This is a genomic window from Paenibacillus paludis (assembly GCF_042610515.1).
Taxonomy (GTDB): domain Bacteria; phylum Bacillota; class Bacilli; order Paenibacillales; family Paenibacillaceae; genus Paenibacillus_AQ.
Map to the genome: position 1 here is coordinate 109,158 of NZ_JBGJZP010000017.1, position 23,977 is coordinate 133,134.

21 protein-coding genes are annotated in these 23,977 nt (G+C 52.9%); 15 read left to right on the plus strand and 6 right to left on the minus strand.

Annotated elements, in window-relative coordinates:
- Positions 1-242: 242 nt before the first annotated feature.
- The 9 genes from ACAN56_RS26220 (at position 243) to ACAN56_RS26260 (ending at position 7,990) form a co-directional block, all read left to right on the plus strand.
- Positions 243-1,271, plus strand: coding sequence for an amidase domain-containing protein (locus tag ACAN56_RS26220; RefSeq protein WP_379146491.1), 1,029 nt, complete (start codon positions 243-245; stop codon positions 1,269-1,271).
- 19 nt (positions 1,272-1,290) lie between these two features.
- The gene (locus ACAN56_RS26225; protein WP_038585584.1) at positions 1,291-2,382 is read left to right on the plus strand and encodes a D-alanine--D-alanine ligase; all 1,092 of its coding nucleotides are present in this window, start codon (positions 1,291-1,293) and stop codon (positions 2,380-2,382) included.
- A 49-nt stretch (positions 2,383-2,431) separates the two neighbouring features.
- Positions 2,432-2,749 carry a hypothetical protein gene (locus ACAN56_RS26230; protein WP_038585586.1) on the plus strand — a complete coding sequence of 106 codons (318 nt, stop codon included), beginning with the start codon at positions 2,432-2,434 and terminating at the stop codon, positions 2,747-2,749.
- The gene (gene uvsE / locus ACAN56_RS26235; protein WP_341119435.1) at positions 2,746-3,753 is read left to right on the plus strand and encodes a UV DNA damage repair endonuclease UvsE; all 1,008 of its coding nucleotides are present in this window, start codon (positions 2,746-2,748) and stop codon (positions 3,751-3,753) included. The genes ACAN56_RS26230 and uvsE overlap by 4 nt, the downstream gene beginning before the upstream one ends.
- Positions 3,754-3,915: 162 nt before the next feature.
- Complete coding sequence (locus tag ACAN56_RS26240; RefSeq protein WP_340895002.1) at positions 3,916-4,794, plus strand: inositol monophosphatase family protein; 879 nt, start codon at positions 3,916-3,918, stop codon at positions 4,792-4,794.
- A 22-nt stretch (positions 4,795-4,816) separates the two neighbouring features.
- Positions 4,817-5,107 carry a hypothetical protein gene (locus ACAN56_RS26245; protein ID WP_052091784.1) on the plus strand — a complete coding sequence of 97 codons (291 nt, stop codon included), beginning with the start codon at positions 4,817-4,819 and terminating at the stop codon, positions 5,105-5,107.
- Between the two features lie 106 nt (positions 5,108-5,213).
- Complete coding sequence (locus ACAN56_RS26250) at positions 5,214-6,500, plus strand: stalk domain-containing protein (RefSeq protein ID WP_379146495.1); 1,287 nt, start codon at positions 5,214-5,216, stop codon at positions 6,498-6,500.
- Between the two features lie 151 nt (positions 6,501-6,651).
- A complete protein-coding gene (gene def, locus ACAN56_RS26255) occupies positions 6,652-7,215 on the plus strand; it encodes a peptide deformylase (protein WP_038598485.1) in 564 nt (187 codons plus the stop codon).
- A 154-nt stretch (positions 7,216-7,369) separates the two neighbouring features.
- The gene (locus tag ACAN56_RS26260; RefSeq protein ID WP_379146498.1) at positions 7,370-7,990 is read left to right on the plus strand and encodes a hypothetical protein; all 621 of its coding nucleotides are present in this window, start codon (positions 7,370-7,372) and stop codon (positions 7,988-7,990) included.
- Positions 7,991-8,130: 140 nt separating this feature from the next.
- Here the strand turns inward: ACAN56_RS26260 and ACAN56_RS26265 are convergent, their stop codons facing one another.
- Together ACAN56_RS26265 and ACAN56_RS26270 are read right to left on the minus strand one after the other, a co-directional pair.
- The gene (locus ACAN56_RS26265; protein ID WP_341119437.1) at positions 8,131-9,447 is read right to left on the minus strand and encodes a glutamate-1-semialdehyde 2,1-aminomutase; all 1,317 of its coding nucleotides are present in this window, start codon (positions 9,445-9,447) and stop codon (positions 8,131-8,133) included.
- 197 nt (positions 9,448-9,644) lie between these two features.
- Positions 9,645-10,697 (minus strand): LCP family protein, encoded by a 1,053-nt coding sequence (locus ACAN56_RS26270; protein ID WP_379146501.1) that lies wholly within the window; start codon positions 10,695-10,697, stop codon positions 9,645-9,647.
- A gap of 102 nt (positions 10,698-10,799) precedes the next feature.
- Here ACAN56_RS26270 and bcp point away from each other — a divergent pair, with 102 nt between their 5' ends.
- Both bcp and ACAN56_RS26280 read left to right on the plus strand, forming a co-directional pair.
- Positions 10,800-11,264 (plus strand): thioredoxin-dependent thiol peroxidase, encoded by a 465-nt coding sequence (bcp, locus tag ACAN56_RS26275; RefSeq protein ID WP_076112786.1) that lies wholly within the window; start codon positions 10,800-10,802, stop codon positions 11,262-11,264.
- 119 nt (positions 11,265-11,383) lie between these two features.
- Positions 11,384-15,673, plus strand: coding sequence for an acyl-CoA dehydratase activase-related protein (locus ACAN56_RS26280; protein WP_379146503.1), 4,290 nt, complete (start codon positions 11,384-11,386; stop codon positions 15,671-15,673).
- Positions 15,674-15,770: 97 nt separating this feature from the next.
- On the opposite strand, the gene ACAN56_RS26285 is transcribed toward ACAN56_RS26280, so the two are convergent.
- Positions 15,771-16,457: a hypothetical protein gene (locus ACAN56_RS26285; RefSeq protein WP_038585606.1), complete on the minus strand. Its 687-nt coding sequence runs from the start codon at positions 16,455-16,457 to the stop codon at positions 15,771-15,773.
- Positions 16,458-16,699: 242 nt separating this feature from the next.
- Here ACAN56_RS26285 and ACAN56_RS26290 point away from each other — a divergent pair, with 242 nt between their 5' ends.
- Together ACAN56_RS26290 and ACAN56_RS26295 are read left to right on the plus strand one after the other, a co-directional pair.
- Positions 16,700-17,146, plus strand: coding sequence for a MarR family winged helix-turn-helix transcriptional regulator (locus ACAN56_RS26290; RefSeq protein WP_038585609.1), 447 nt, complete (start codon positions 16,700-16,702; stop codon positions 17,144-17,146).
- A 2-nt stretch (positions 17,147-17,148) separates the two neighbouring features.
- The gene (locus tag ACAN56_RS26295) at positions 17,149-18,678 is read left to right on the plus strand and encodes a DHA2 family efflux MFS transporter permease subunit (protein ID WP_379146507.1); all 1,530 of its coding nucleotides are present in this window, start codon (positions 17,149-17,151) and stop codon (positions 18,676-18,678) included.
- A gap of 79 nt (positions 18,679-18,757) precedes the next feature.
- Here ACAN56_RS26295 and ACAN56_RS26300 read toward each other — a convergent pair whose 3' ends face one another.
- Positions 18,758-19,060: a zinc ribbon domain-containing protein gene (locus ACAN56_RS26300; protein ID WP_379146510.1), complete on the minus strand. Its 303-nt coding sequence runs from the start codon at positions 19,058-19,060 to the stop codon at positions 18,758-18,760.
- Between the two features lie 118 nt (positions 19,061-19,178).
- Positions 19,179-20,111, minus strand: coding sequence for a helix-turn-helix transcriptional regulator (locus ACAN56_RS26305; RefSeq protein WP_038585614.1), 933 nt, complete (start codon positions 20,109-20,111; stop codon positions 19,179-19,181).
- A gap of 150 nt (positions 20,112-20,261) precedes the next feature.
- Here ACAN56_RS26305 and ACAN56_RS26310 point away from each other — a divergent pair, with 150 nt between their 5' ends.
- Positions 20,262-21,524 (plus strand): MFS transporter, encoded by a 1,263-nt coding sequence (locus ACAN56_RS26310; protein ID WP_379146513.1) that lies wholly within the window; start codon positions 20,262-20,264, stop codon positions 21,522-21,524.
- Positions 21,525-21,679: 155 nt separating this feature from the next.
- Here ACAN56_RS26310 and ACAN56_RS26315 read toward each other — a convergent pair whose 3' ends face one another.
- Positions 21,680-22,309, minus strand: coding sequence for a DedA family protein (locus ACAN56_RS26315; RefSeq protein ID WP_038585622.1), 630 nt, complete (start codon positions 22,307-22,309; stop codon positions 21,680-21,682).
- A gap of 108 nt (positions 22,310-22,417) precedes the next feature.
- On the opposite strand from ACAN56_RS26315, the gene ACAN56_RS26320 reads away from it, so the two are divergent.
- Positions 22,418-23,848, plus strand: a complete 1,431-nt coding sequence (locus ACAN56_RS26320) for a polysaccharide deacetylase family protein (RefSeq protein ID WP_379146517.1) — start codon at positions 22,418-22,420, stop codon at positions 23,846-23,848.
- Positions 23,849-23,977: the final 129 nt, after the last annotated feature.

The window sequence follows — 23,977 nt, forward strand, 5'->3', positions numbered from 1 at the left end:
GTGAAACATCATTTCATATTGTTTGTATGTTAAGTATAACGGTTACAAAGGGGGGAGTAAAGTTTTTTTTCCTGCTTTTTCACCCAGATTTGCCCTGTCCGGCAGGCCATCTTGCGCTTTGCCTAAAGCTTGGAAATTAGCTTGGCCTGCTTGTCATTCACTGATTCCATCTGTATAGCCGCAGGTATTCCTTCATATACATAGGACAGCAGCCAAACAGGGATGAAGGGGCGGGAAACGGGATGGAATTAGAGTGGAAGAAAAGCTTGTATGTTTATGTGGATCAGTTAAACAAGGCACGGGTGGCACCGGGGGCCGAACCGCGCCGTACTGCCGTCATGGACCCGCGTTATCTAGTGGCCCAGGGGGAGCGCTCCCGGCGGCTTGCCCAGTGGTATAACCGCCGGGGGATTACTCCTCTGCGTGCGGAGACCGGGGTCAGGACGCTGCGCACCGTCCGCCAGAATCCGGGTGAGGTCGTAGCCGATGTAGCGCTGCACAGTGCACTGTATTATGAGAAGGGCGGAATGACGCACCGTGAGGATACGATCGAGACGGAACGTTTGACTTTTGTGCGGGAGGGCAGCGCCTGGGAGATAGCCACTGTGGAGCGCAGTGTGCAGGAAAGAAATACGCAGCGCAGAGCACTGGATGCGGATCCCGCACAGCGGTTGTCCAAATGGGGCGAGGTACTGCCTGCCCCGCAGCCGTCGCAGCCGCTGCTTAACCGGAATGTTCTCCGCGGGATTGCCGGATCGAAGGAGGTCCGTTACCGCCGGGAAGAAGCGGCGGCCTATGCTGACCGCTGGTGGAAGGACGGCAATCCGGAGTTTGAGGTTTTTGATGTGGACTGCACAAATTATGTGTCTCAATGTCTCTTTGCAGGGGGCGCACCTATCAACTATACTGGTAAAAGAGAAACCGGCTGGTGGTACAAAGGCTACAATGGAGCGCAGGAATGGTGGAGCTTCAGCTGGGCTGTGTCGGACAGCCTGCAGCGCTATTTGAGCGGGGAGCGGATCAGCGGACTTCGTGCTGAAGCCGTGGAGCGGCCGGATCAGCTGATGCTTGGCGATGTCATCCTGTACGACTGGGACGGCAACGGCCATTACCAGCACAGCACGATCGTCACCGCTTTTGACGCGGGCGGAATGCCGCTGGTGAATGCAAGAACGGTCAGCAGCCGTCACCGCTTTTGGGATTACCGTGATTCCTATGCATGGACCGACAGAACGGCCTACCGTTTTTTTCATATCAATGACTACTTATAATTCAGAAAGAGGTTAGGGCATGGGGAACACAAAATTAACCGTAGGACTGGTGTACGGCGGCAAATCCGGAGAGCATGAGGTATCGCTGCAGACGGCATTCGCGGTTATGAACGCTTTTGACTACGATAAATATGAGATTATTCCTTTCTATATTTCCAAACAGGGGCTGTGGAAGGTTGGCGAAACACTCACCGCCGCTTACAGCGGAATTGAGCAGTTGAAGCTTGCCGGGGCAGCCGGAGATATGGGCACAGCATTGAATGCGGTATTCAGCGGACTAGCGGGCGGGGAGAAGAGCATTGATGTGATGTTCCCGCTGCTGCACGGCACCAATGGGGAAGACGGTACGATTCAGGGCCTGTTTGAAATGGCGAATATTCCTTATATCGGCGCAGGCGTGCTGGCTTCATCCGCAGGTATGGATAAGGTCGTGATGAAGAAGCTGTTCGGTGAAGCGGGACTTGCGCAATGCGAGTACTGTTATTTCAACGCTGCCGTGTGGAAGCACAAAAGCCATGAGCTGATTATGGGGGTAGAGGATAAGCTGGGTTACCCTGTGTTCGTCAAGCCGGCCAATCTGGGCTCCAGTGTGGGCATTTCCAAAGCCGTAGATAAGGAAAGTCTAATCAAGGCTGTCGATTTTGCTTTCCGCTATGATACCAAGGTCATCATTGAAGAATTTGTTGATGCCCGTGAGGTGGAGGTTGCTGTACTTGGCAATGAGGAACCCGAGGCTTCCGTTCCGGGTGAAATCGTCTCTTCCGGAGAATATTATGACTATGCGGCAAAATATATCGACGGCAAATCGCAGATGCTGATTCCGGCTCCTGTCGACCCTGAGGTGGCGGACCGCCTGCGTGAATCGGCGATTGCTGCCTTCCGGGCGATCGAAGGCAGCGGGATTACCCGTGCCGACTTCTTCGTACGGAAATCCGACGGCCAAATTCTGATTAATGAAGTGAATACAATGCCGGGCTTTACGCCGTTCAGCATGTACCCGCTGCTGTGGCGCGAGACAGGTGTATCGTATCCTGCTCTGCTGGACCGCATGATCGAGCTGGCGCTGGAACGTTACAAGTATAAACAAGGCCTTAAATACGACAATGAATAAAATCAGGTGAGCGGCGGGATCCTTCCGGCCGGAAAGGAGAGACAACAGCATGGGTTTTCAATCGGAATTCAATTCGGTCTGCAAGTTCAAGAATGAGCAGGAGCTGTATGAACTGCTGGAGTACGGCCGCACCAAGATGGTGAAGCAGGGTTTTCGCGTGTATCCGACCGGCCAGAAGGTTATTGCCTATACACCGGAGAATGTGGCTGTGGCGATCGTCAAGATCTCCGCTTCGATCGCGGAGATCAACTTCCAGGGCAATGAGGTTACAGCGGTCGAGATGGAGCTGGTACGCAAGCTGAACGAAGAAGAGTCGCGGGTGCAGACGGCGCTTGCCTATGAGATGTTCTTCGGGGAAGAAGGATGATTGTCCGCTTTGGATATGTAGCCATGTCCACCGTCATCCCAGACTGTTCACCATCCAAGACAATGACGATGGCAAGCTTTGCGAAGCTGAACGACCGTGAAGCCGGGCTGCGGCGTCTGGAGACCCTTGCGAAGACGAACCTGCATAATACGCTGCGCCTGCTGAAGCATAATGCCGGCTCAGATATTATGGTGTACCGCATGACTTCCAAGCTGATTCCGCTGGCAACGCATCCTGATCTGCGGGACTGGAACCCTTTGGCCGTACTGGCTGAAGAGTTTGCCGAAGTGGGCAGCTATGTGAAGAAGCACGGGATGAGGGTGTCCTTTCATCCTGATCACTTTACGGTGCTAAGCACGCCCCGTCCCGAGGTGCTGGCGAGTTCCATCCGTGATTTGCAGCATCATACGGATATGCTCGTTGCAATGGGGCTGCCGGCAACGGCCAAGAGCAACATTCATATCGGCGGGGCCTATGGGGACAAGCCTGTGGCGGCAGCGCGGTTCCGGGAGCATTTTGCAGGGCTTGCTCCTGAACTGCAGGAGCGGGTTACGCTCGAGAACGACGATAAGACATTTAACGCGCAGGAGACGCTGGAGGTTGCCCGCAGTCTCGGGCTGCCGATGGTGCTCGATATTCATCACCAGTGGGTGAATAATGAAGGCGAGCTTCCATGGGAGCTGTGGCCGGAGATTCAGAAGACCTGGAAGAGTCCGCTGGCACTGAAGGATGTGCTTCCAGGCGAACTGCTGCCGCCTAAGATCCATGTCTCCAGTCCGCGCAGTCCTTCTGATCCCCGCAGCCATGCCGATGGTGTGGAACCGGCGCCGCTGCTGGCTTTTCTAAAGCGGATTGCAGCCGATACCCCTGCTGTGGATGCCATGATTGAAGCGAAATCGAAAGATGGTGCCCTGTTTGGTCTGATGGAGGCAATGAAGGAGCTGGCGGAAGCCGGCAACGGAATTACGATATTGGACGGGGCCAGTATTAATATTGAGCCGTAACCTGCACCATGCCAGAAGATTTGGGCAGGAAGCCTGGCAGGTTTGACTTGATAAGTAGACTGAAATAAGGTACGTTGAATGAAACTTAAGCAGCAGTGAGCCTGTGTGTAGCAGCAATGTTTCATGGGAGAGCGATTAAGTACAAGAAAGTGGAGTGAAGATATGAATCCTTTAAATCCTGAGAACCGGAAGGAACGGGAGCCCTATGTAGTTACAAGCAAAGGGCACACGGCGGCAGCGATTAACGCGGCAGCCAAAGCGGGGGAATGGATCAAGAGCAGACAAGGTCAAGTGAAGGAGCTGGGCAGCAAGACATCGGCCCAGGACCTGGTAACGGAAGTTGATAAAGGCGTGGAGCAGATGATCCGCCGGCTGATCCTGACCCATTATCCTGACCATGCTATCCTTGGAGAAGAGGGTGTTCAGCCGGGAACAGATTCGGTTGCTGCCGCTCTGGAAGAAGGACGGCAACACGAATACCTGTGGATTGTCGATCCGATTGACGGCACTACCAATTTTGTGCACGGATTTCCGTTCTACTGTGTTTCCATAGCTCTCGCCGTTAAGGGAGAACTTACTGTAGGTGTTATTTACGACCCTATCCGTGACGAGATGTTCGTCGCCGAGAAGGGTAAAGGAGCTTACATGCACGGCGTGCCTACCTCGGTTTCTGCCGAGACGGTGCCTGGGGACAGTCTTATTGCGATGGGCTTTCCGCCGGACCGCACCTTTGCGCAGCCGGCGAATATGGCGGGACTGCAGCAGATTCTGCCTCAGGTCCGCGGCATCCGTGCCGGAGGTTCAGCTGCGCTGCATCTGGCCTACGTGGCGGTTGGCCGGGTGGATGGTTACTGGGAGGTCGGCCTGAGTCCTTGGGATTGCGCAGCGGGCGTGCTGCTCGTGAGGGAATCCGGCGGCAAGGTTACCGATACCTTGGGTAATCCTTATGACATCGGCACTCGCCATGTTGTGGCGAGCAACGGTAAAATTCATGATTATCTGGTTTCATCCCTGAAGGAAGCCAAAGCAACGGGATTTTAGCTTTAAGGAGGCAACTGGAACCATGAGCCGTAATGATGATCTGGAGCGCAAGCTCAGTGAGCTTTTGGAAGACGGGGACATGGAGCAGGGCGACAACAAGGACAAAGAAATCCGTCAAATCTCGCCCAAGTATGAAATCCGGATCCAGACTACACTCGATCCTATTGTAGAAGAAACCTTGCGCTACCGTAAAATAGCTTATGAACTGGATGACCGTTATGACAGATATCTGGAGCGTGCAGGAAAGAGCCACGCTCCCCGCAACGCCGAGGGTACAAAGAACAGCACCGGGTCCGGCAGCGGACAGGAATAAGTCACCGGGCCAACAGCAGGAGCGGTTTCCCGATACGGGAAACCGCTCTTCTGCGCAGAGCGGCAGAATGTTAGAATGGAATTATATTACTTTTAGGAGGGGAACGATGCTGAATACATGGAGGAAAATAGCGGCTGCCGGAACAAGCGGTCTGCTGCTGCTCGCCATACTGGTTAGCGCAGGTGCAGGATACGCCAAGGCCGAGGAGGCTGCTGCAGCAACCCAGGGATCGGAGCAGGATATCTTTCGCATTGTAGCACTGGGAGATTCGATAACTGCCGGATATGAGCCGGGGATGACCGATGTAAACGTGAAACCCTACGGTTACGCAGAAAGACTGCTGGAACAGGGGTATTATCATGGAAGAAGCACACTCGGCAATTACGGTATTCTGGGGCTGACCTCAACAGGGCTGCTTAATTATACCGGTGCGATTAAAGACGGGGCTGTGATTACAGCTGAGGGTATTCAGGCAGGGCTGCCCGATCCGCGGATAGAGCAGTTTGCGGCACTGACTCCGCAGATCCGGACCGAGCTTGCTCAGGCGGATCTAATTACAGTCACGATCGGCGGAAATGATGTCAGCAGCCTATTCCTTCAGTACAAGCAACTGACGGAAGAAGATTTCCAGGCTCAGCTGGAGCAGCGTTTGAGCGCCTACAATACGAATGTGAAGACAGCGCTTGAGAACATCCGTGTCGTGAACCCGCAAGCAACCATTCTGATAGCCGATCAGTATCAGCCGGCTCCCAAATTTGCGGTAAAAGAGGCCTATCCCAAGCTGATGGGCGCAGCGGAGCGGTTGACAGCCATGGCGGACAGTATTGCGGCCAGTTTCGACCAGACCGGAGCACCGGTGCGTGTAGCCCATATTGCCAAACAATTCGTGGGTCTTGAGGGCTCGCTGACACATATCATATCGTTGGATTTTCATCCTACACAGCTGGGATATGAGAAAATCGCCCGGGTGTTTGCAGAACTGCAGTGGGGAGAATACCGCACACCGTCTGTTGCTGCAACAGCGCCGGGTTCGGCACCGATGTCGATTGTGGTAAAAGGCACAGAGCTTAATACCCCAAATAAGCCAGTCATTAAGAACGGCCAGAACTTTCTCGCACTGCGTGATGTTCTGAATGCTGTGGGTGCCAGTGGAAAGTGGGACAGTAAGACAGCCAGCGCAACAATTGTTTACGGTGACCGGACGGTGGTTATTACCATTGGCTCGAAGTATATTAAGGTCAATGGGGAAGATCAAGCAATTGATACACCGGCGTTTCTGCAAAAGGTCGGCAAAGAGGAGAAAACTTACCTGCCGCTTGCCGCACTTGCTACGGGACTCGGTTTCGACGTGAAATACAGCAGCCAGTTGAAGACTGCTTTCATAAATCCATAAAGCTGCATAAGATAATAGTGTAACGCCTTGAGCAAATACTTATAGGTGCAAGTAGCAATTTATAAATCATCATTATGAATTTAGCCCGCATGGCAAAGGTGGATGAGTGTTGTTGTCTAGTACAAAATATAGTGCAGATTATGTGATCACGATGGATGATATTATTCGGGAAGGTCATCCTATTCTCCGCAGTGTAACCGAGCCGGTACAGCTGCCGCTGCAGGATGCTGACCGTGAAGCGCTGCAATGCATGATGCAGTTTCTGAAGAACAGCCAGGACCCGGAGGCTTCCGCCAAACATAAGCTGCGTTCCGGCATTGGCTTATCCGCGAATCAGATCGGCCTTCAGAAGCGGATGTTCGTGATGTACCTGAAGGATGACAAGGGCAAGATTGTGGAGCATACCTGGGTGAATCCCAAGATCATCAGCCATTCGCTGGCGATGGTGTATTTGCCGGAGAGCGAGGGCTGCCTGTCTGTGGACCGGCCGGTTCATGGTTTTGTTCCGAGATATGAGACGGTAAAGGTAAAAGGCTATGATCTGAACGGCAAGGAAATCGTCCTGAAGTTCAAGGGTTACCAGGCCATAGTGATTCAGCATGAAATGGACCACCTGGACGGGATTATGTTCTATGACCGGATCAACCAGGAGAATCCGTTCAAACTTCCGCAGGATGTAGAAATCCGCAGCCTATATGATCAGAAAGCAAACTGAAGAGAGCTGCTGATGGCAGAAAGCTGTTGTCTTTAGGGATGACGGCTTTTTGTGCTGTCTATCTAGATTTCTTATAAATGGGAAAAAAGTGATATAATATCACAATCATAGCTAGGATGGAAACAGATTACACTGAACCTGGGAGGGAAAAGAAATGGGCTGGAGCAGGATGCCACTACGGGGAATACCGAATGATTACAATGATGAGGCCAGAGTAATTGATGAACAGATCTTAAGACTGGTGCAGCAGCGCAAGGCGCTCTCCGGAGGGAGGGCGCTTTTTCCGGAAGAGGAAACCTTGAAGGAACTGGCGGCGGAGTCTGGTCTTGAGGTTTCGGAAATATCGCTGATTCTAAGCAATCTGAACGAAGCCCGGCCCAGACGGCATTTCTGGGATGAGCCCGGGCCGCTGCTTGGGGTGCTGGCAATAATGAAGACTACGCTGGATGGCGATTTTGAATATATGCTGACCCACTCCATGCAGTATGAGAAGCTAAGCATCGTCACCCTGGAAATCAAGTGCTTGAAAGAAACGGTGGAGCATGTCCATATTAATCCCATGCTTAAGCTTGCTGTTCTAAGTGAGACAAGCTATGAAGTAGAAAATCACGGTGCAAACGGCGGCGGAGCGCATGTTCACATGCAGTTCATGATCTCTCCGCCGCTTCCGGAGGATCTCAGCACCACACAGTTTTCTCTGGTGCCCGGAAGCAGCAGATTCCAGCGTCCCGTCTTCGAAGAGGTCAAACTGGACAAGCAGATTGATTTCTATTGATCGGCTGGTTTGATTCCCACACTTGAATACGGCTATGCAAATAACCCACTGCGGTAAGCCGCAGTGGGTTTGAATTTGTTAATGGAAGCAGGTCTAGTAAGCTTAAGTAATCAGTGCTGCAGCCGGGCAGGTGTTTATGATTATTTCTCTGCCGCCATTGCCTGGAAGGAAGCTTCCGCAGCTTCCAGTGTTGCGTCAATATCGGCATCCGTATGCGCTGTGGTCAAGAACCAGGCCTCATATTTGGACGGGGCAAGGTTGATCCCGCGGTTCAGCATATGGCGGAAGAAGCTGGCGAACATTTCGCCGTCCGTATCTTGAGCTTCCTCGTAGTTGGTGATCGGGTGAGCGCAGAAATGGGTGGAGAACGCCCCGCGGATCCGGTTGATCGTTAACGGAATGCCGTGACGGTCTGCCGATTGCTGCAGTCCCTCTGTCAGCCGGATGGCGAGCCGTTCCATTTCCTCATATACTCCTTCACCCTGCAGCACCTCAAGACAGGCGATACCTGCCGAGATGGAGGCAGGGTTGCCGGCCATAGTTCCGGCCTGGTAAGCGGGACCGAGCGGCGCAACCTGCTCCATCACATGCTTGCGGCCGCCGTAAGCGCCGATCGGAAGACCGCCGCCGATGATTTTGCCGAGCGCGGTCAGATCAGGTGTAATATCTTCGTGATTATCAAGGCCTGCATAAGTTTGTGTAGAACCGTAATGGAAACGGAAAGCGGTGATGACCTCGTCATAAATGACAAGCGATCCGTTATCATGGGCCAGCTTGCACAGCCCCTCCAGGAAACCGGGCTCCGGCATAACCATACCGAAATTGCCGACGATCGGTTCCACCATAACAGCGGCTACATCGCCGCCCCATTTCTCCAGCGCCTCGCGCAGTCCGCCAAGATCGTTGAACGGAACGGTGATGACTTCCTGGGCGATGCTGCCGGGAACTCCGGCGCTGTCAGGAATGCCCAGTGTAGAAGGGCCGGAGCCGGCAGCGACCAGTACAAGGTCGGAGTGGCCATGGTAGCAGCCGGCGAATTTCACGATCTTACTGCGCTTGGTATAAGCGCGGGCCACCCGGATTGTAGTCATAACGGCTTCCGTTCCGGAGTTGACGAACCGCACTTTATCCATAGAAGGGATTGCTTCCTTGAGCATTTTGGCCAGCTTGATTTCAAGCTGGGTGGGTGTGCCATACAGGATGCCATTCTGTGCGGCTTCCGTAATCGCCGCTGTGATATGCGGATGGGCATGGCCGGTAATAATCGGCCCGTAGGCTGCGAGGTAATCGATGTACTCGTTGCCGTCCTCGTCCCAGAAGCGTGAGCCTCCTGCGCGTTTCATAAATACCGGCGCGCCGCCGCCAACAGCCTTGAAGGACCGGGAGGGGCTGTTGACGCCTCCGACGATATGCTGAAGGGCTTCCTGATACAACTGTTCTGATGTGGTACGGTTCATGAATAATCATCCTTTCATATGTCTTGGGCAAGGGAACGGGCGAACTGGCGGCGGATGCCGCTGTTCGCCCGTCCTGAGGCCAAGCATGGGTTGTTGAAAATATAAGAATTTATATGTTTCACACGATAACTTATCCTTCTATTTCTCGCTGAAACGGTACCGTCCTTAAAAAGGACGGCAAAGCCGCTTCCACTTGTTTAATTGTTCTCTGCGCTTGCGGACGGACTGCTGTCCGGGGAAGCCTCAGTCGATGGCGTCGGCTCAGGTGCAGTCATGGTATCCTGCACGAATTGCTTCAATTTATCTTCACTGCTGATGCCGATAACGGAGGAGCCTCCGCTTGTTGTCTCTTCTGTCAGCAAGTTCATCGGCGGTATTTGTTCACTACCGCCCATCGAGCCGTCATAGCCGACGGTGGCAAGCTTCCACATATCGCCCATATCCATGTTGGTATCGATGTATGGGATCACCTCAGACAATATGTTAGGCAGTTTAAGAATGGAAGTGGTGCTGATTACCTTGTCCGAAACAGCCTTAAGGAAACCCCGCTGCCGTTCTGTCCGGGTGAAATCAGATGTCGCATCATGACGGAAACGCACATATTGCAGCGCCATGTTGCCGTCAAGATGCTGAAAGCCTTTCTTCAAATCAATGTCGAATTCCGGCCCGTCGGCTTTTGTCTTGTAGACCATATCTTTTTCAACCTCGTAATCCACCCCGCCGACGGCATCCACCAGTTTGATGAAGCCCTGGAAATCGGTATAGACATAATATTGAATCGGGATGCCCAGCAAGTCGCTTACTGTCTGCATCGCCGTATTGGGTCCGTGTGTAATTGCCGTATTAATACGTTCTTTGCCATGTTCTGGTATAGATACATAGGTATCACGGAGAATGGAGAAGACATAGAACTTCTTTTTCACCGGATCAAGGGAGGCAACCAGCATCGTATCCGAGCGGGGGACTTCGCCTTTCTTCACTCCACGGGCATCCACGCCCATAAGCAGGATATTTACAGGCTCCGTGCCTTCCCATTTAGGAGGCTCAGCAACATCCGCCGAAGGGGAGGGAACAGATGCGAACGGCGATTTATCACCCGTTTTGTGCATGTTGTCGAGCTGGTTGTAGACGGAGGAGAAATAGTAGACAATTCCGCCGATCACTACGAGAAGTATAATTGCCAGAGTCCAGAGCAGCGGTTTCTTCTTCGATTTGCCGGCTTTTACGTGCCGTTTCTTTCTTGGAGGCATTTCGTTCTTCCTTTCGCATTTGCATTCTCTACATTATAATTTCTTTTAGGAATACAAGCAATTTCGGAATATTCCCCCAAAAACTTTAGGAGTGAACCATTAATGAATGGAATTGAAATCGGTGATGAAGTCCCTGACTTCAGCCTTCCCGCCTCCACGGGCCGGAACATCAGCTTAAGCCAGTATCGCGGCCGCAAGGTGCTGCTTTATTTTTACCCGAAAAATATGACCCCCGCCTGCACACAGGAGGCTTGCGATTTCCGTGACGCCCACGACCGGATTGCCGCGCAGGGTGCCGTGGTACTCGGAATCAGTGCCGACAATCTGGCCTCGCATGCCAAGTTTGCCCTGAAGAACGGCCTGCCTTTTCCGCTCTTGTCCGACGAGGAGCATAGTGTAAGCGAGATGTTCGGGGTGTGGCAGCTGAAAAAGCTGTACGGCAAGGAGTTTATGGGCATCGTGCGCTCCACCTTTCTTATAGATGAGCAAGGCAAGCTTGCGGCAGCGTGGAGAAAAATTCGCGTTAAGGGTCATGTGGAGACAGCATTGAGTGAAATCACGAAATAATTAAGTATGCTAGTAGTGAATTGTAAATGTCTGTTACATTTTTAACAGCCTTCCTAATGCGCTCTCATGATATAGTTGCCTCATATTACTTCAAATTTGGAGCAAGGCATGGTGATGGCATGATGATACTGCGTATTGGGCTGGACGTCGGATCAACTACGGCCAAATTGGTTGTTATGGAACGAAGTACAATTATTTATCAGGATTACGTGAGACATTATAGCGATATAAAAAAAGCGGCTCTATCCCTCCTGTCAGACGTACAGCACAGGTTCCCGGATAGAGAGGCAGCATTGACTGTAAGCGGTTCCTCGGGGCTGTCCTTATCAAAGCTTGGCGGAGTACCCTTTGTCCAGGAGGTCATCGCCTGCACCAAAGCGATCAGCGAGCTGATTCCGGGGTGCGATACAGCGATTGAGCTTGGCGGGGAGGACGCCAAGATTATTTATTTAAGCGGCGGCATCGAGCAGCGTATGAACACTGCCTGCGCCGGCGGCACCGGAGCGTTCATCGACCAGATGGCTTCGCTGCTGCAGACCGACCCTGCCGGACTGAATACGCTGGCAGAGAAGCATGAGCGGATCTACCCGATCGCCTCGCGCTGCGGCGTATTCGCCAAGAGCGATGTGCAGCCGCTGCTGAACGAAGGGGCGCGGCGCGAGGATGTTGCGGCTTCGATCTTCCAGAGCATCGTGAACCAGACGATCAGCGGCCTCGCCTGCGGCCGTCCGATTCGCGGACGGGTGGCTTTCCTGGGCGGACCGCTGACGTTTCTGCCCGCCTTGCGGGAACGTTTCGCAGAGACGCTGGGACTGAAGGAAGGGGAGGTGCTGTTCCCGGAACGCTCGCAATATTTTGTCGCGATTGGTTCGGCGCTGTCACAGAGCGACCCGCTCGTGCTGCCGCTGCCTAGCTGGCTGGAACGGATTGAAGCGGTGGACTTCAAGGCGGACCGTGCAGAGGATGCCGAACTGGCGCCTTTGTTTGAGACGGATGAGGATTTAGCCGAGTTCCGGCTTCGCCATGGCAGGGCCTCGGTTGCCCGCGCTGAGCTGGCTTCATACCGCGGACCTTGCTATCTCGGCATTGATGCCGGTTCGACGACAACAAAGCTTGTCATTACCGGCTCCGCCGATGAAATCCTCTATACCTTTTACGGAAGCAACAAAGGCAATCCGCTGCAGTCCGTCACTGATGCGCTGAAGGAGATTTACCGGATTCTGCCGGAAGGCTGCTATATCGCCGGCTCCTATGCGACTGGTTACGGCGAAGGATTGGTTAAGGCCGGGCTGCGTACCGACGGCGGTGAAGTGGAGACAGTGGCCCACTATAAGGCTGCGTCCAAGTTCATGCCTGAGGTAGACTTTATTCTGGATATCGGCGGACAGGATATGAAATGCATCAAGATCCGCGGAGGGGCAATTGACAGCCTGATGCTGAATGAAGCCTGCTCGGCGGGCTGCGGCTCTTTTCTGGAGAGCTTCGCCTCCGCGCTGGAGCTCGGTATCGAGGAATTTGCCAAGTCCGCGCTGGAGTCTAGCAAACCGGTGAATCTGGGCTCGCGCTGTACAGTATTTATGAATTCCAAGGTGAAGCAGGTGCAGAAGGAAGGGGCTTCCCTGGCTGACCTGTCCGCAGGACTCGCCTATTCCGTAATCAAGAACGCTTTGCAAAAGGTTATCAAAATCCGCAACCCCGAGGACCTCGGGCGCAATATCATTGTGCAGGGCGGTACCTTCTATAACGAAGCGGTACTGCGAGCTTTTGAGCTCCTGACTGGCCGGACTGTGGTCAGACCTGATATTGCCGGTGTTATGGGGGCCTACGGCTGTGCGATTATTGCCAGAGAACATGCCGGCTTGGACGGCTTCAGCACGATTCTTGGTCCGGAAGAGCTGGAAACCTTCCAATACCAGGTATCGCCGGGCCGCTGCAGCCGCTGCGCCAACAATTGTGCACTGACCATCAGCCGTTTCCCCGATAAGAGCTTTCACGTCACCGGCAACCGCTGCGAACGCGGTGCGGGTGGCAAGAAAGAGAAGAACAACCTGCCGAACCTGATGCAGTATAAATATGAACGGTTCTTTGACTATGAAGGGCTGCCGGAAGAACAGGCAGAGCGGGGCACCGTCGGTATTCCGCGGACCATGAATATGTTCGAGAATTATCCGTTCTGGCACACCTTTTTTACGACACTGCGCTACCGGACAGTGTTGTCGCCGAAGTCGAGCAAGAAGCTGTATGAGAGCGGAATGGATACGATCCCTTCGGAATCGATCTGCTATCCCGCGAAGATGGCCCATGGACATGTGCAGAGCCTGATCGGCAAAGGCGTTGATTTTATCTTTTATCCGGCGGTTGTGTATGAGAAGAAGGAGGACGATGCGGCACAGAATCACTTCAACTGCCCGGTGGTTGCTTCTTATCCTGAGGTTATCCGCAATAATATGGATGGTCTCAAGGAAAGTGGTGTTCCGCTCGTCAGCCCGTTTCTGACCTTTGACGATATTTCGGCCCTGACCAAGAGCCTGATCAAGACCTTTATGGATATTCCGAGAGAAGAGATAGCGGCAGCGGTACAGGCTGGAATTGCCGAAGCCGAGCAGGCCAAAAATGATCTGCGTACGAAGGGCGAAGAAACGCTGGCGTTTCTGACATCTACAGGGACAAAGGGGATTCTGCTCTGCGGCCATCCCTACCATGCCGATCCTGAAATCAACCACGGCATCGCCGATATGATTACCGGAATGGGGCTCGCCGTGCTGACCGAGGATTCGGTCTGCCATCTGGACCGCAGCGAAGGCGATGTGGCTGTGGTGAATCAATGGACGTACCACGCCCGGATGTACCGTGCCGCCCGTCTTGCAGCCGGCAGAAATGATCTGGAGCTGGTGCAGCTCACCTCCTTCGGCTGCGGCATCGACGCGATCACTTGCGATGCCGTACAGGAGATTATGGAGCGCCACAATAAGGTATACACCCTGATCAAGATTGATGAGATCAGCAATCTCGGCGCTGCGCGCATCCGGCTGCGGTCGCTGCAGGCAGCGATGCGCGAGCGTGAGAAGGGCGATGTGCAGCCGCAGCTCCTCTATAAGACACAGGCCAATGTTCCGTTTACGAAGGAAATGAAGGAGACCTATACCATTTTGGCACCGCAGATGTCGCCGGTTCACTTTGAGTTGTTTGAACGGGTCTTCCGTGACGCAGGGTACCGTCTCAAGGTACTGGAAACCACCGGTCCGCAGGAGACCGAGGAAGGCCTCAGATTCGTCAATAATGATGCGTGTTATCCGGCGATTGTCACCATCGGGCAAATCCTCTCGGCCCTGAAGAGCGGCGACTACGATCCTAACCGGACAGCGGTCATCATGTCGCAGACAGGCGGGGGCTGCCGGGCTACCAACTATATCTCGCTGCTGCGTAAGGCGCTGAAGGATTCCGACCTGGGGCAAATTCCCGTCATCTCTCTCAATGCTTCGGGAATGGAGAATCAGCCGGGCTTCCGCATCCACCTCAAGCTGGCGAACCGGCTGATCGCCGCTGCTTGCTATGGTGATCTGATGATGCGGCTGCTGCACCGTTTCAGACCCTATGAGCGGATTCCGGGAAGCGCGGAAGCCCTCTACCGCAAAGGGATGGAGCGCTGCAAGATCAGCCTGTCGACGTTCTCCTTCCGGGAGTATAAGCGGGTGATCCGCGAGATCGTCGCCGAGTTCAGCCGCCTGGCGGTCACACCGGCAGTGAAGCCGCGGGTGGGCATTGTCGGCGAAATATTGATTAAGTTCCATCCGGACGCCAACAACCGGATCATTGAGATGATCGAAGCCGAAGGCGGCGAAGCAGTAATGCCGGACTTCCTCGATTTTATCTTTTATTGCGTGTACAATCCGATCTACAAAGCGGAGCAATTCGGCAAGAGCAAGAAGCTGGGTTACATCAATCCCATGCTGATCTCTTACCTGGAAATCTACCGCAAGCCGGTTAAAGTGGCGCTGGAGGAAGCGGGACTGGCCAAAGGCCGCGAGAATATTTACGGCCTCGCGGAGAAGGCCAGCCGGCTTGTATCTGTCGGCAATCAGATGGGCGAAGGCTGGTTCCTAACGGCGGAGATGATGGATTTGCTGGATAACGGTGTGAATAACATTGTCTGCATCCAGCCGTTTGCCTGTCTGCCGAACCATATTACCGGACGCGGCTCTATCAAAGGACTGAAGGAGCTGTATCCCGGGGCCAATATCGCCGCTATTGATTATGATGCCGGGGTCAGTGTAGTGAACCAGGCCAACCGGATCAAACTGATGATGTCGATCGCCTGCGGTCTGGAAAGCGGCAGCAGTTCAACTGCTGCTGAAATTTCAGGACCACAGCGGCCGGTGGTGGTGGGGAGTTTAGGGAGCGGGGTATAAGAGAAGTGCAATTTATATAGTGCAATCCATATTAAAAAGCGGGTCCGGGGCAATTTCCCCGGGCCCGCTTTATTTTATAAGAAACATTAGAATGATCTTATTTCTGCAGCTTAAGCTTCACGCGCATCGCTTTGTTGAGGTGGATGAAATTATGCCTTGTGGCTGGCATCAGCACCAGACCGGCGATGTTTTTATTTCCCCAATAATCAATCAGCCATTGCTCCGTATCTTTTACCGCCCCTTCCTCCGATATTCTTCTGATCCTGGCAGGACTCAGCTTTGCCCTCAATTGCTCCGAGCTCAGTGAAGGAAGGATACTCCGCGTTCTGCCGGCAACCGCTCTCCTGTACTCAAATAAAGACTCGATATGAACTGACGAGCTGAAACCGGAAATTTCCTCATCGGTCATGCCATTGCCTGAATGAAGGTAAACCGTCTGTAATTTGTCGGCGAAATGCGCCTCGTGAAGAACCTGCCCGCTGCCGGCGGCAAGAATATTCATTGTGATATCTTCAATTCTCGCGCTGTGCCAAAGATGCCACACTATAGAATTTTTACTGCCGGGGGTATGTACTGGATAGCTGCGTAGAGTCTGCTCGCGGATATCTTTCAGTAGTTCGTCTTCATAGGTTGGCTGCTCCGGATGTTCCCCGTTTGACGCGTACAGAGAGGCATGCAATCTCAGGAATAAAGCAACCGCATTCTCATGCTCCTCCGGCCTCTTCAAGAGTCCCGTTAAAGTTTTATGTCCGTCACTCCAAATTTTCCGCTGTTCAGGATTCATTGCACAATCACCGCTTTCGAGTATTGTCATCCATCTAAATTATATCTAAAATTCCCAAAGCTGGGCGCTCTGGAAGGGTGTCTATTCTGGGGCGGCGGAGAATGTTAGTTAAATGAAAGAAAGAAAGAAAGAAAGAAAGAGTTTTTCAGAAATTTTCAGTAATTGATTGACGGATAAATAGGTAAAGAGTAAAATAGTTCGTATACGAAGTATTTATTTATCAAACTAACGGGGTGATGGTGTTGGAGGAAAAAGAACAGCAGCTTGATGATATTCTGACCTCTTTCCGCTGTATCAATCATAATTTCCAGCAGCTTTTGTGGAAGGACGCAGAGGAGCTGCAGATTACCTCCACCCAACTGATGGTGCTGCGCAAATTGGCTATGCACCCAGACATCGGAATTACCGAGCTTGCCGACCTGCTCCATTTGGGGAACAGCGCTGCTAGCGGAGTAGTTGACCGTATGGTAAAGGCAGGGCTGATCACCAGACAACGCTCGCAGAGCGACCGGCGTATATTCAATCTGGCGGTGACGGATAAAGGTCAGGAAATCAGGGAACGAAGCAAGCAGTCCATGAGAAAACATTTGCAGCCGCTGTCCGACATACCTCGAGAGGATGTCAAGGAACTGCTGCGGCTTCATGGTGAAATCGTAAAAATTTTGGTACAAGGGAGAGATAAAAAGTAACCATGAGTACAATAACTGCTAACGCTGCTGCGGAAACTAAGGCTATACGCAAAGGGCCTATCATCGCAGCGCTCTTAATTGGCGCTTTCGTCGCGTTGTTGAATCAAACGCTGATGAATGTGGCGCTTCCGAAAATGATGGAGGATCTTAACATTGTCGCCAATACGGCACAATGGCTGACCACAGGGTTTATGCTTGTGAACGGTGTGCTCATTCCAATCAGTGCTTATCTGGTGGAGAAGTTTACCACCCGCCAATTGTTTACTACGGCAATGATACTATTTTCCATAGGTACGCTTGTCTGCGGTATCGGAACCGGATTTGAAATGATTATGGTCGGCAGAGTAATCCAGGCCGTCGGTGCCGGTATTCTGATGCCGCTGATGAACATTGTGTTCCTGCGTATCTTCCCGATTGAAGAACGCGGTAAAGCTATGGGGCTCATGGCGGTAGCGATGATTTTTGCCCCGGCAATCGGACCTACCCTCTCGGGCTGGGTTGTGCAGAACTATTCGTGGCGGGTACTGTTCTTTATTGTACTGCCGCTGGCTATTTTCTCTACACTGCTTGGGATGAAGACTATGCAGAACGTCGGAAAGCTGACTTCTCCGAAGCTGGATAAGACCGGCGTCGTGTTCTCAACCCTTGGGTTCGGCGGACTGCTGTACGGCTTCAGTGATGCCGGAACAGACGGCTGGGGCAGCACGACTGTTATTGCCTGTCTGATCCTCGGAACCCTGGCATTGGCCCTGTTTGTATGGCGCGAGCTTACCGCCGACAAACCGCTGCTCGAATTCCGCATTTTCCGTTATAACATGTACTCACTTACAACGGTAATCAATATTATTATTACCATGGCCATGTATGCCGGTATGATCCTGCTGCCGATCTATCTTCAGACCATCCGCGGCTTTACACCGATGGAATCCGGGTTGATGCTGCTGCCGGGTGCCATTCTGATGGGGATTATGTCTCCGATTACCGGGATTATCTTTGATAAGATCGGTGCAAGATGGCTGGCGGTTATCGGATTGCTTATAACCACCATTACCACATGGGAATTCAGTCAAATTACGGATTCCACAACCTATACACATCTGATCCTGACGTATACGGCGCGGATGTTCGGGATGTCGATGCTGATGATGCCGATTGTGACAGCCGGACTTAACCAGCTGCCGCAGCGGCTCAGCTCGCACGGTACAGCGATGTCGAACACGCTGCGTACAGTCGGGGGAGCACTTGGGATGGCGCTGTTTGTCAGCCTGATGACCAACCGTACGAAGAGCAATATTACGGAAGCAGTAACCAGCGGCGCGGTCTCACAGACCGATAAGGCGGCGATGCTCAAACTTACGCAGGACGCGACGATCAATGGGATTACCCATGCATTCGCCGTGGCAACCTGGGTGACCGTAGTGGCTCTGGTGCTGGCCTTGTTCATCAAGAAGACTTCACCGCAGCCGGACTTCCTGAAGACGGAAGAAGCCGAGTCTTTACAACCTCAAGCCGTTAAATCTCAACAAGCATAACTTGTGATGTACTAAAAAAGGGACTAACCAGCACCGGCGGGTGTATGGCTAGTCCCTTTTGTTATGAAGAAGAACCCGCTTACTCCACCGCGGCAGCCGTCTTCCAGCGTTTCAGTGAAGGAAGCGTCTCGGCGAGCAGCTTGTGCGCGGCAGCCTCATCCATGCCTTCCTCTACCATGAATCCGGTGCAGAGATCGGTCATACCCTGCAGCGTTATGTCAGGCTGCTTGAATTCTCCGGCTTCGTAACAGTAGATACAATAATCCTCATTCTTAGTGCCATCCTGCTCGCTGCCCAGCAGCTCCGCTTCAGGCATTGGCATTCCGCAGCTCTGGCAGAATACGGCCTCATGTTGATGGGGCGAAGTCTCTTCTATATTCATATCAACACACTCCCTTAGATTTCGCGGGACGAGTACCGCCCGCATTCCAGTCCAGTATAAACCAACAAACTAGACAGCATTCAGTCAGGTTTGTTGGAGCGTTGCTAGCGTTTGCGAATTATTTGTATTTTGCTGCGATGCCTGCGGCAAGTTCTCCCATCCGGACGCGGATATGCTCCGGCTCCAGCACCTCAACCGAGGTTCCGAACCCCAGCAAAAAACCGTAAAGCCAGTTATCCTCCGGATAATGAACCCTAACGGTGTACCCGCCGTTGCCGTCCGGCTGAAGTTCAGTCGAATCAAAATAATCTTCGGCGAGATGTTTGCCTGCCGCTGAGAAATGCAGTACCACTGGCAGTGAGTCAGCGGGCCGCATCCACCCTTTAGTCCAGGGGAAATCCTTCAGGGGGATATCCTGCCGGACATACACCCGGTCTTCCTTTACCAGCGCTTTCATACGCAGCAGCTTGAATAAGCGGAACTCTCCGTGCTTTGCACACAGGCCGTACAAATACCAGGCTTGCCCTTTGAGCACCAGCGTGTAAGGTTCCACAGAGCGCTTGCTCATCCTGCCGTCGGCGTTTACATATTCGAAGGCGACAGCGACTCCTTCTTCCAGCGCTTCCTTGAGCAGAGTCAGCCGTTCTTCCAGGGGGCCATTCAGCCCCCAAGGAGAGAAATCGACGATCAACTGGGTTGTTTTGCTGCGGAAGGCGGCGGATTGGGCAGGGGGGATTACACTGCTGATTTTTTCCATCAGCAGTGTGTGTTCTCCTCCGACATAGGAAGAGACGCTTTGCAAAGCGGTGAAAATATCGGCCAGCTCACGCTCCGTCAGCAGATTGCGGTCCAGGCGGTATCCCTCCATGAGACCAATTCCGCCGTTTGCACCCTGATAGGTTACGACAGGGATGCCAGCATTGTTAATGCTGTCGATATCGCGGTAGATGGTGCGGGCGGAGACCTCGAACATGTCGGCCAGCTCCTTGGCCTGAATGAGCGGGCGGTTCATCAACAGGATTACTATGGAGAGCAAACGATCTATTTTCAAAAGATGAGTCCCTTCTTTCCCGGAGAGTTGCAGTCAACCCTCATTCTATAATCTTGGCCAAAGAAAGAAAATAATACATTGTCATAAATATATTATTCGATTAATATCTAATTAGATATTTATTTAATTTAGATTGTGAGGGTTCATGAAATGACACAAACCGGAAATGGATTATCTGTTCTGCGCGGGCAGGGGTATTCCAGGCTGTTCGCAGCCGGATTAATCAATGGAATAGGCGACCGGTTCAGCAGTGTGGCCATGCTGGCGCTGGTGCTTCAACTGACCGGATCGGGAATGGCGGTAGGCATATCGCTTGGTGTAAGGGTGCTGCCCTATCTTTTTATGGCTCCGCTCGGCGGGATGCTGGCAGGCAGGCTGCCGCGCAAAACGATTATGATGGCCGTTGATATTATGCGAGTGCCTGTAGCCTTGTCCTTTCTTTGGATCAATGGGGAGGACCGGCTGTGGCTGCTGTATGCGGGCAGTTTTATACTCGCAGCGGGAGAGGCGGTTTACAGTCCGGTCCGCAAGTCTTCTATCCCGCTCCTGGCTGCTCCGGATTCATTGCTCCGCATTAATGGCCTGGAACAGCTGATGAATGGCTCTGTGCTCATTCTAGGGGCCTTTACGGGAGGGCTGGTGTCCCTTTGGTTCGGGCCGGAGACGGCATTCGTCATGAACGCCGCATCTTTTCTGGTTGCAGCTTTATTGCTATGGGGTTTGCAGTTTCCGCATCATGCCGGGGAAACTGAAGCGGGAACAAAACATGATGATTCCGCAGGACAGAGCGAACTGCAGCAAGGCAAAGCAGGGCGCCTGCGGACGCTTAAATACGTGGCAGGGGGAAGTCTGGTGCTGCAGGTTATTATTGCTTATGAGCTGCTAGTGCCGGTTATCAACGGCTGGGACAATGTACTGATCAGTGTGTATGCCGTGCAGGTGTTTCATGCCGGGGATGTCGGAGTCGGGGCATTTTATGCGGCACTTGGCATCGGGCTTAGCCTCAGTTTTTTTGCCGGCCGTCTGCTGAAGAAGAGGCTGCTCGTGGTGGCACTGGCAGGATTGCTGGCGGAAGGCTTACTGCTGATGGGGATCAGTGCCAGCAGCCATTTTGCGGCCGCATTTCTCCTGTATATTCTGCTGTCTTTATCGGGTGGAGTTGGCAATGCCTGTCTGGACACGCTGGTGATGAGAGAGACGCCGTCTTCCATGCAGCCGGTTATTTTCGGAATGCTATCGGCGGCGGGCGGTTCACTGATTGGGGTATCGATGCTAAGCGCAGGCTGGTTGCTTGACTACGTGGAACCCAGGCAATTAGGGTTTGCCGGAGGTGCCGGTTTTGCCGGAATTGCGCTGCTGCTGGGAGGATATTACCTGGTTCGCAGCAAACGGAAGAGTCTGTCCCGTATTTAAAGTCAGTAAGTTCATCTCGAGTTGCATAAGAAAAGCAGCTGTCGATGCTCTTCGAAGGGTTCTTCGAATTATGCGTCAAACGGCTGCTTTTTTAATGTTTCAGGTTGCGTGGCGTCCCCGGAAACTCTCTATGTTTTTTGCATTATGCTTAAGATTTAACCTTTGACCTTGCGCCGCAGCAGGCGGGCGGAAATGCCCCGGCGGTAGCGGTAAAGAAAGATCAGGGCTGCGATAGCCAGGATTCCGGAGACGATCCATAGGGCATACAGCTCAAACAGGTGGAAGATGCCCATCCACTGCGGCCCGAACAATTTGCCTATGCCCAGAAAAGCCAGTACCCAGAGCAGCGCTCCTCCATAGGCATACAGGGCAAACTTGCGGAAAGGCAAAGCGATAATACCGGCGAAATAGCCGGTGAAATGCCGGACGCCGGGAATGAAATAGCCGATTGAGATCAGAAAGCTGCCGTACCGCTCGAACCAGCGCTGCGTTTTCTCCAGCTTGGCCGGTGAAAAGAGAAACCATTTGCCGTAGCGCTGGATAAACGGCATCCCTGCCTTGAGCCCGACGAAATAAGTAATGGTCATCCCGCTTGTTGTTCCTGCAAAAGCCAGTACTATCAGTGTCATGAAATCAAGCTTGCCGGTGTAGGAAAGAAAGCCTGCAAAAGCCATTGTTGTTTCCCCGGGAAAGGGCAGCGCAATAAATTCCAGCAGCAATCCGAAGAAGAGCACACTGTATCCGTAATTGGCGAACAATTCCTGTATCCATCTCAACATTTCCATAATATTGTCACTCTCCAAGGGCCGCATGCCTAATTCTATTTTGAAGCTTGTCTTCATACAATCTACCAAATGGTTCTGGAAGTGAATAGAATGCTGGAGGTAGAGAAGATGAAAGATAGCAAAAGTACCCAGATCCGCCGGATCCTTATCCGCGGGCTGCTTGCTATGGCAATTATATTATTGGTAAAGCCTGATTGGGAAACTGGACAGTCTTCGGCATCGTCGAAAATGTATCCTCTACAGGCTGGGATAATTGATCCTGTACTCTCTAAGAATAATCTTCCGGCTGCTCAGACGCAAGATTTGCCTGCCCCGCCCGTGAATTCAGGCGGCTCTGCCTCACCTGCACCGGTTGTCTCCACGGCAATAACATCGACCCAAAATCTCCAGAATCCAGAAGATTCGGCAGCTATATCAGCGTTAGTCAAATCCAAGGATGCACCCGCAGCAGCTGTGGTGGCGGCAGCCCCAAAGAAAACACAGAAGACAGTCTATCTTACGTTTGACGACGGGCCCAGCAAAGTCACTGCCAAGGTGCTGGAAATACTGCGCCAGCAGGAGGTGAAGGCGACCTTCTTCGTGCTGGGAGAGCAGGCCCGGAGCCGCCCCGAGCTGATTAATGCGATTTGGGAGCAGGGGCATGTCATCGGCAATCATACCTATAATCATAATTATCATGATTTATATAGCGGATTCACAGAATTTTGGACGCAAATCAAGCAAACGGAAGAGATTGTCAGAGAGATTACCGGGGTCCGTCCGCAGCTTGTCCGTGCGCCGGGAGGCACCTTCGGCCATTTTGATGCAACCTATTTCGACCTGCTGAAGCAGGCGGGCTACTCGGTAATGGACTGGACAGTGGACAGCGGAGATTCCAGACGCAGGGGTGTGCCGGCGTCGGAAATCCTGCAGGGATCGGTGGCGGACATGTCTTCCTCCCAAGTCATCCTGCTGCTGCATGACGGTGCGGGACATGAAGAGAGTGCCAAAGCACTGCCCAAGATTATTGAGCGTTATAAGGCTGCCGGATATAACTTTGGTCAGCTGGATGCAAGTCAGCAGCCTGTACACTTCAGAGTATCTGCAACTATGGCAGGCGCCAACCGCTCGAAACCTCCACAGGATTGGATTCATTCTAACATTGTGCCGAATGCCGGATTATTTGCCCCCGGCAAGCCGCTGGTCCTGGAGGTGGGCAGTCTGGAGACCAAACTGGATCCGGGAGAATACAGAATCAGCCAAGGGCAATACATGGTTCCCCTGCGCGCGGTCATTGAACGGCTGGGCGGGCGGGTTAGCTGGGATAGCGCCAGCCGCAGCGGACTGATTGCCTGGAACGGGCGGAACCTGACAGTGGATGCATTACAGAAGCAGCTAAAACTTGCTTTGCCTGACGGAAGTTTGGAAACAAGAGGGGCAGAGGTGCAAATGATCGGTTCCTCTCTCTGGATATCCCTGCGGGAATTGCTCACAACAGCGGGGCATTTGCCGCAGGAGGCCCGCGCGACGGCAGAGGAGCGCAGAGTTAGAACAACTTAGGCAGCCCTTCGGCATGCCGTTCAAGAACGGGACCAAAGTAACCTCCAAGGGTTTGGGCACTCTTTTTCGTGGGAAGAATAGACAGTAATAGGCTCCGAAAGTACTTCCTCGTTGATCGCGGCAGCAGGG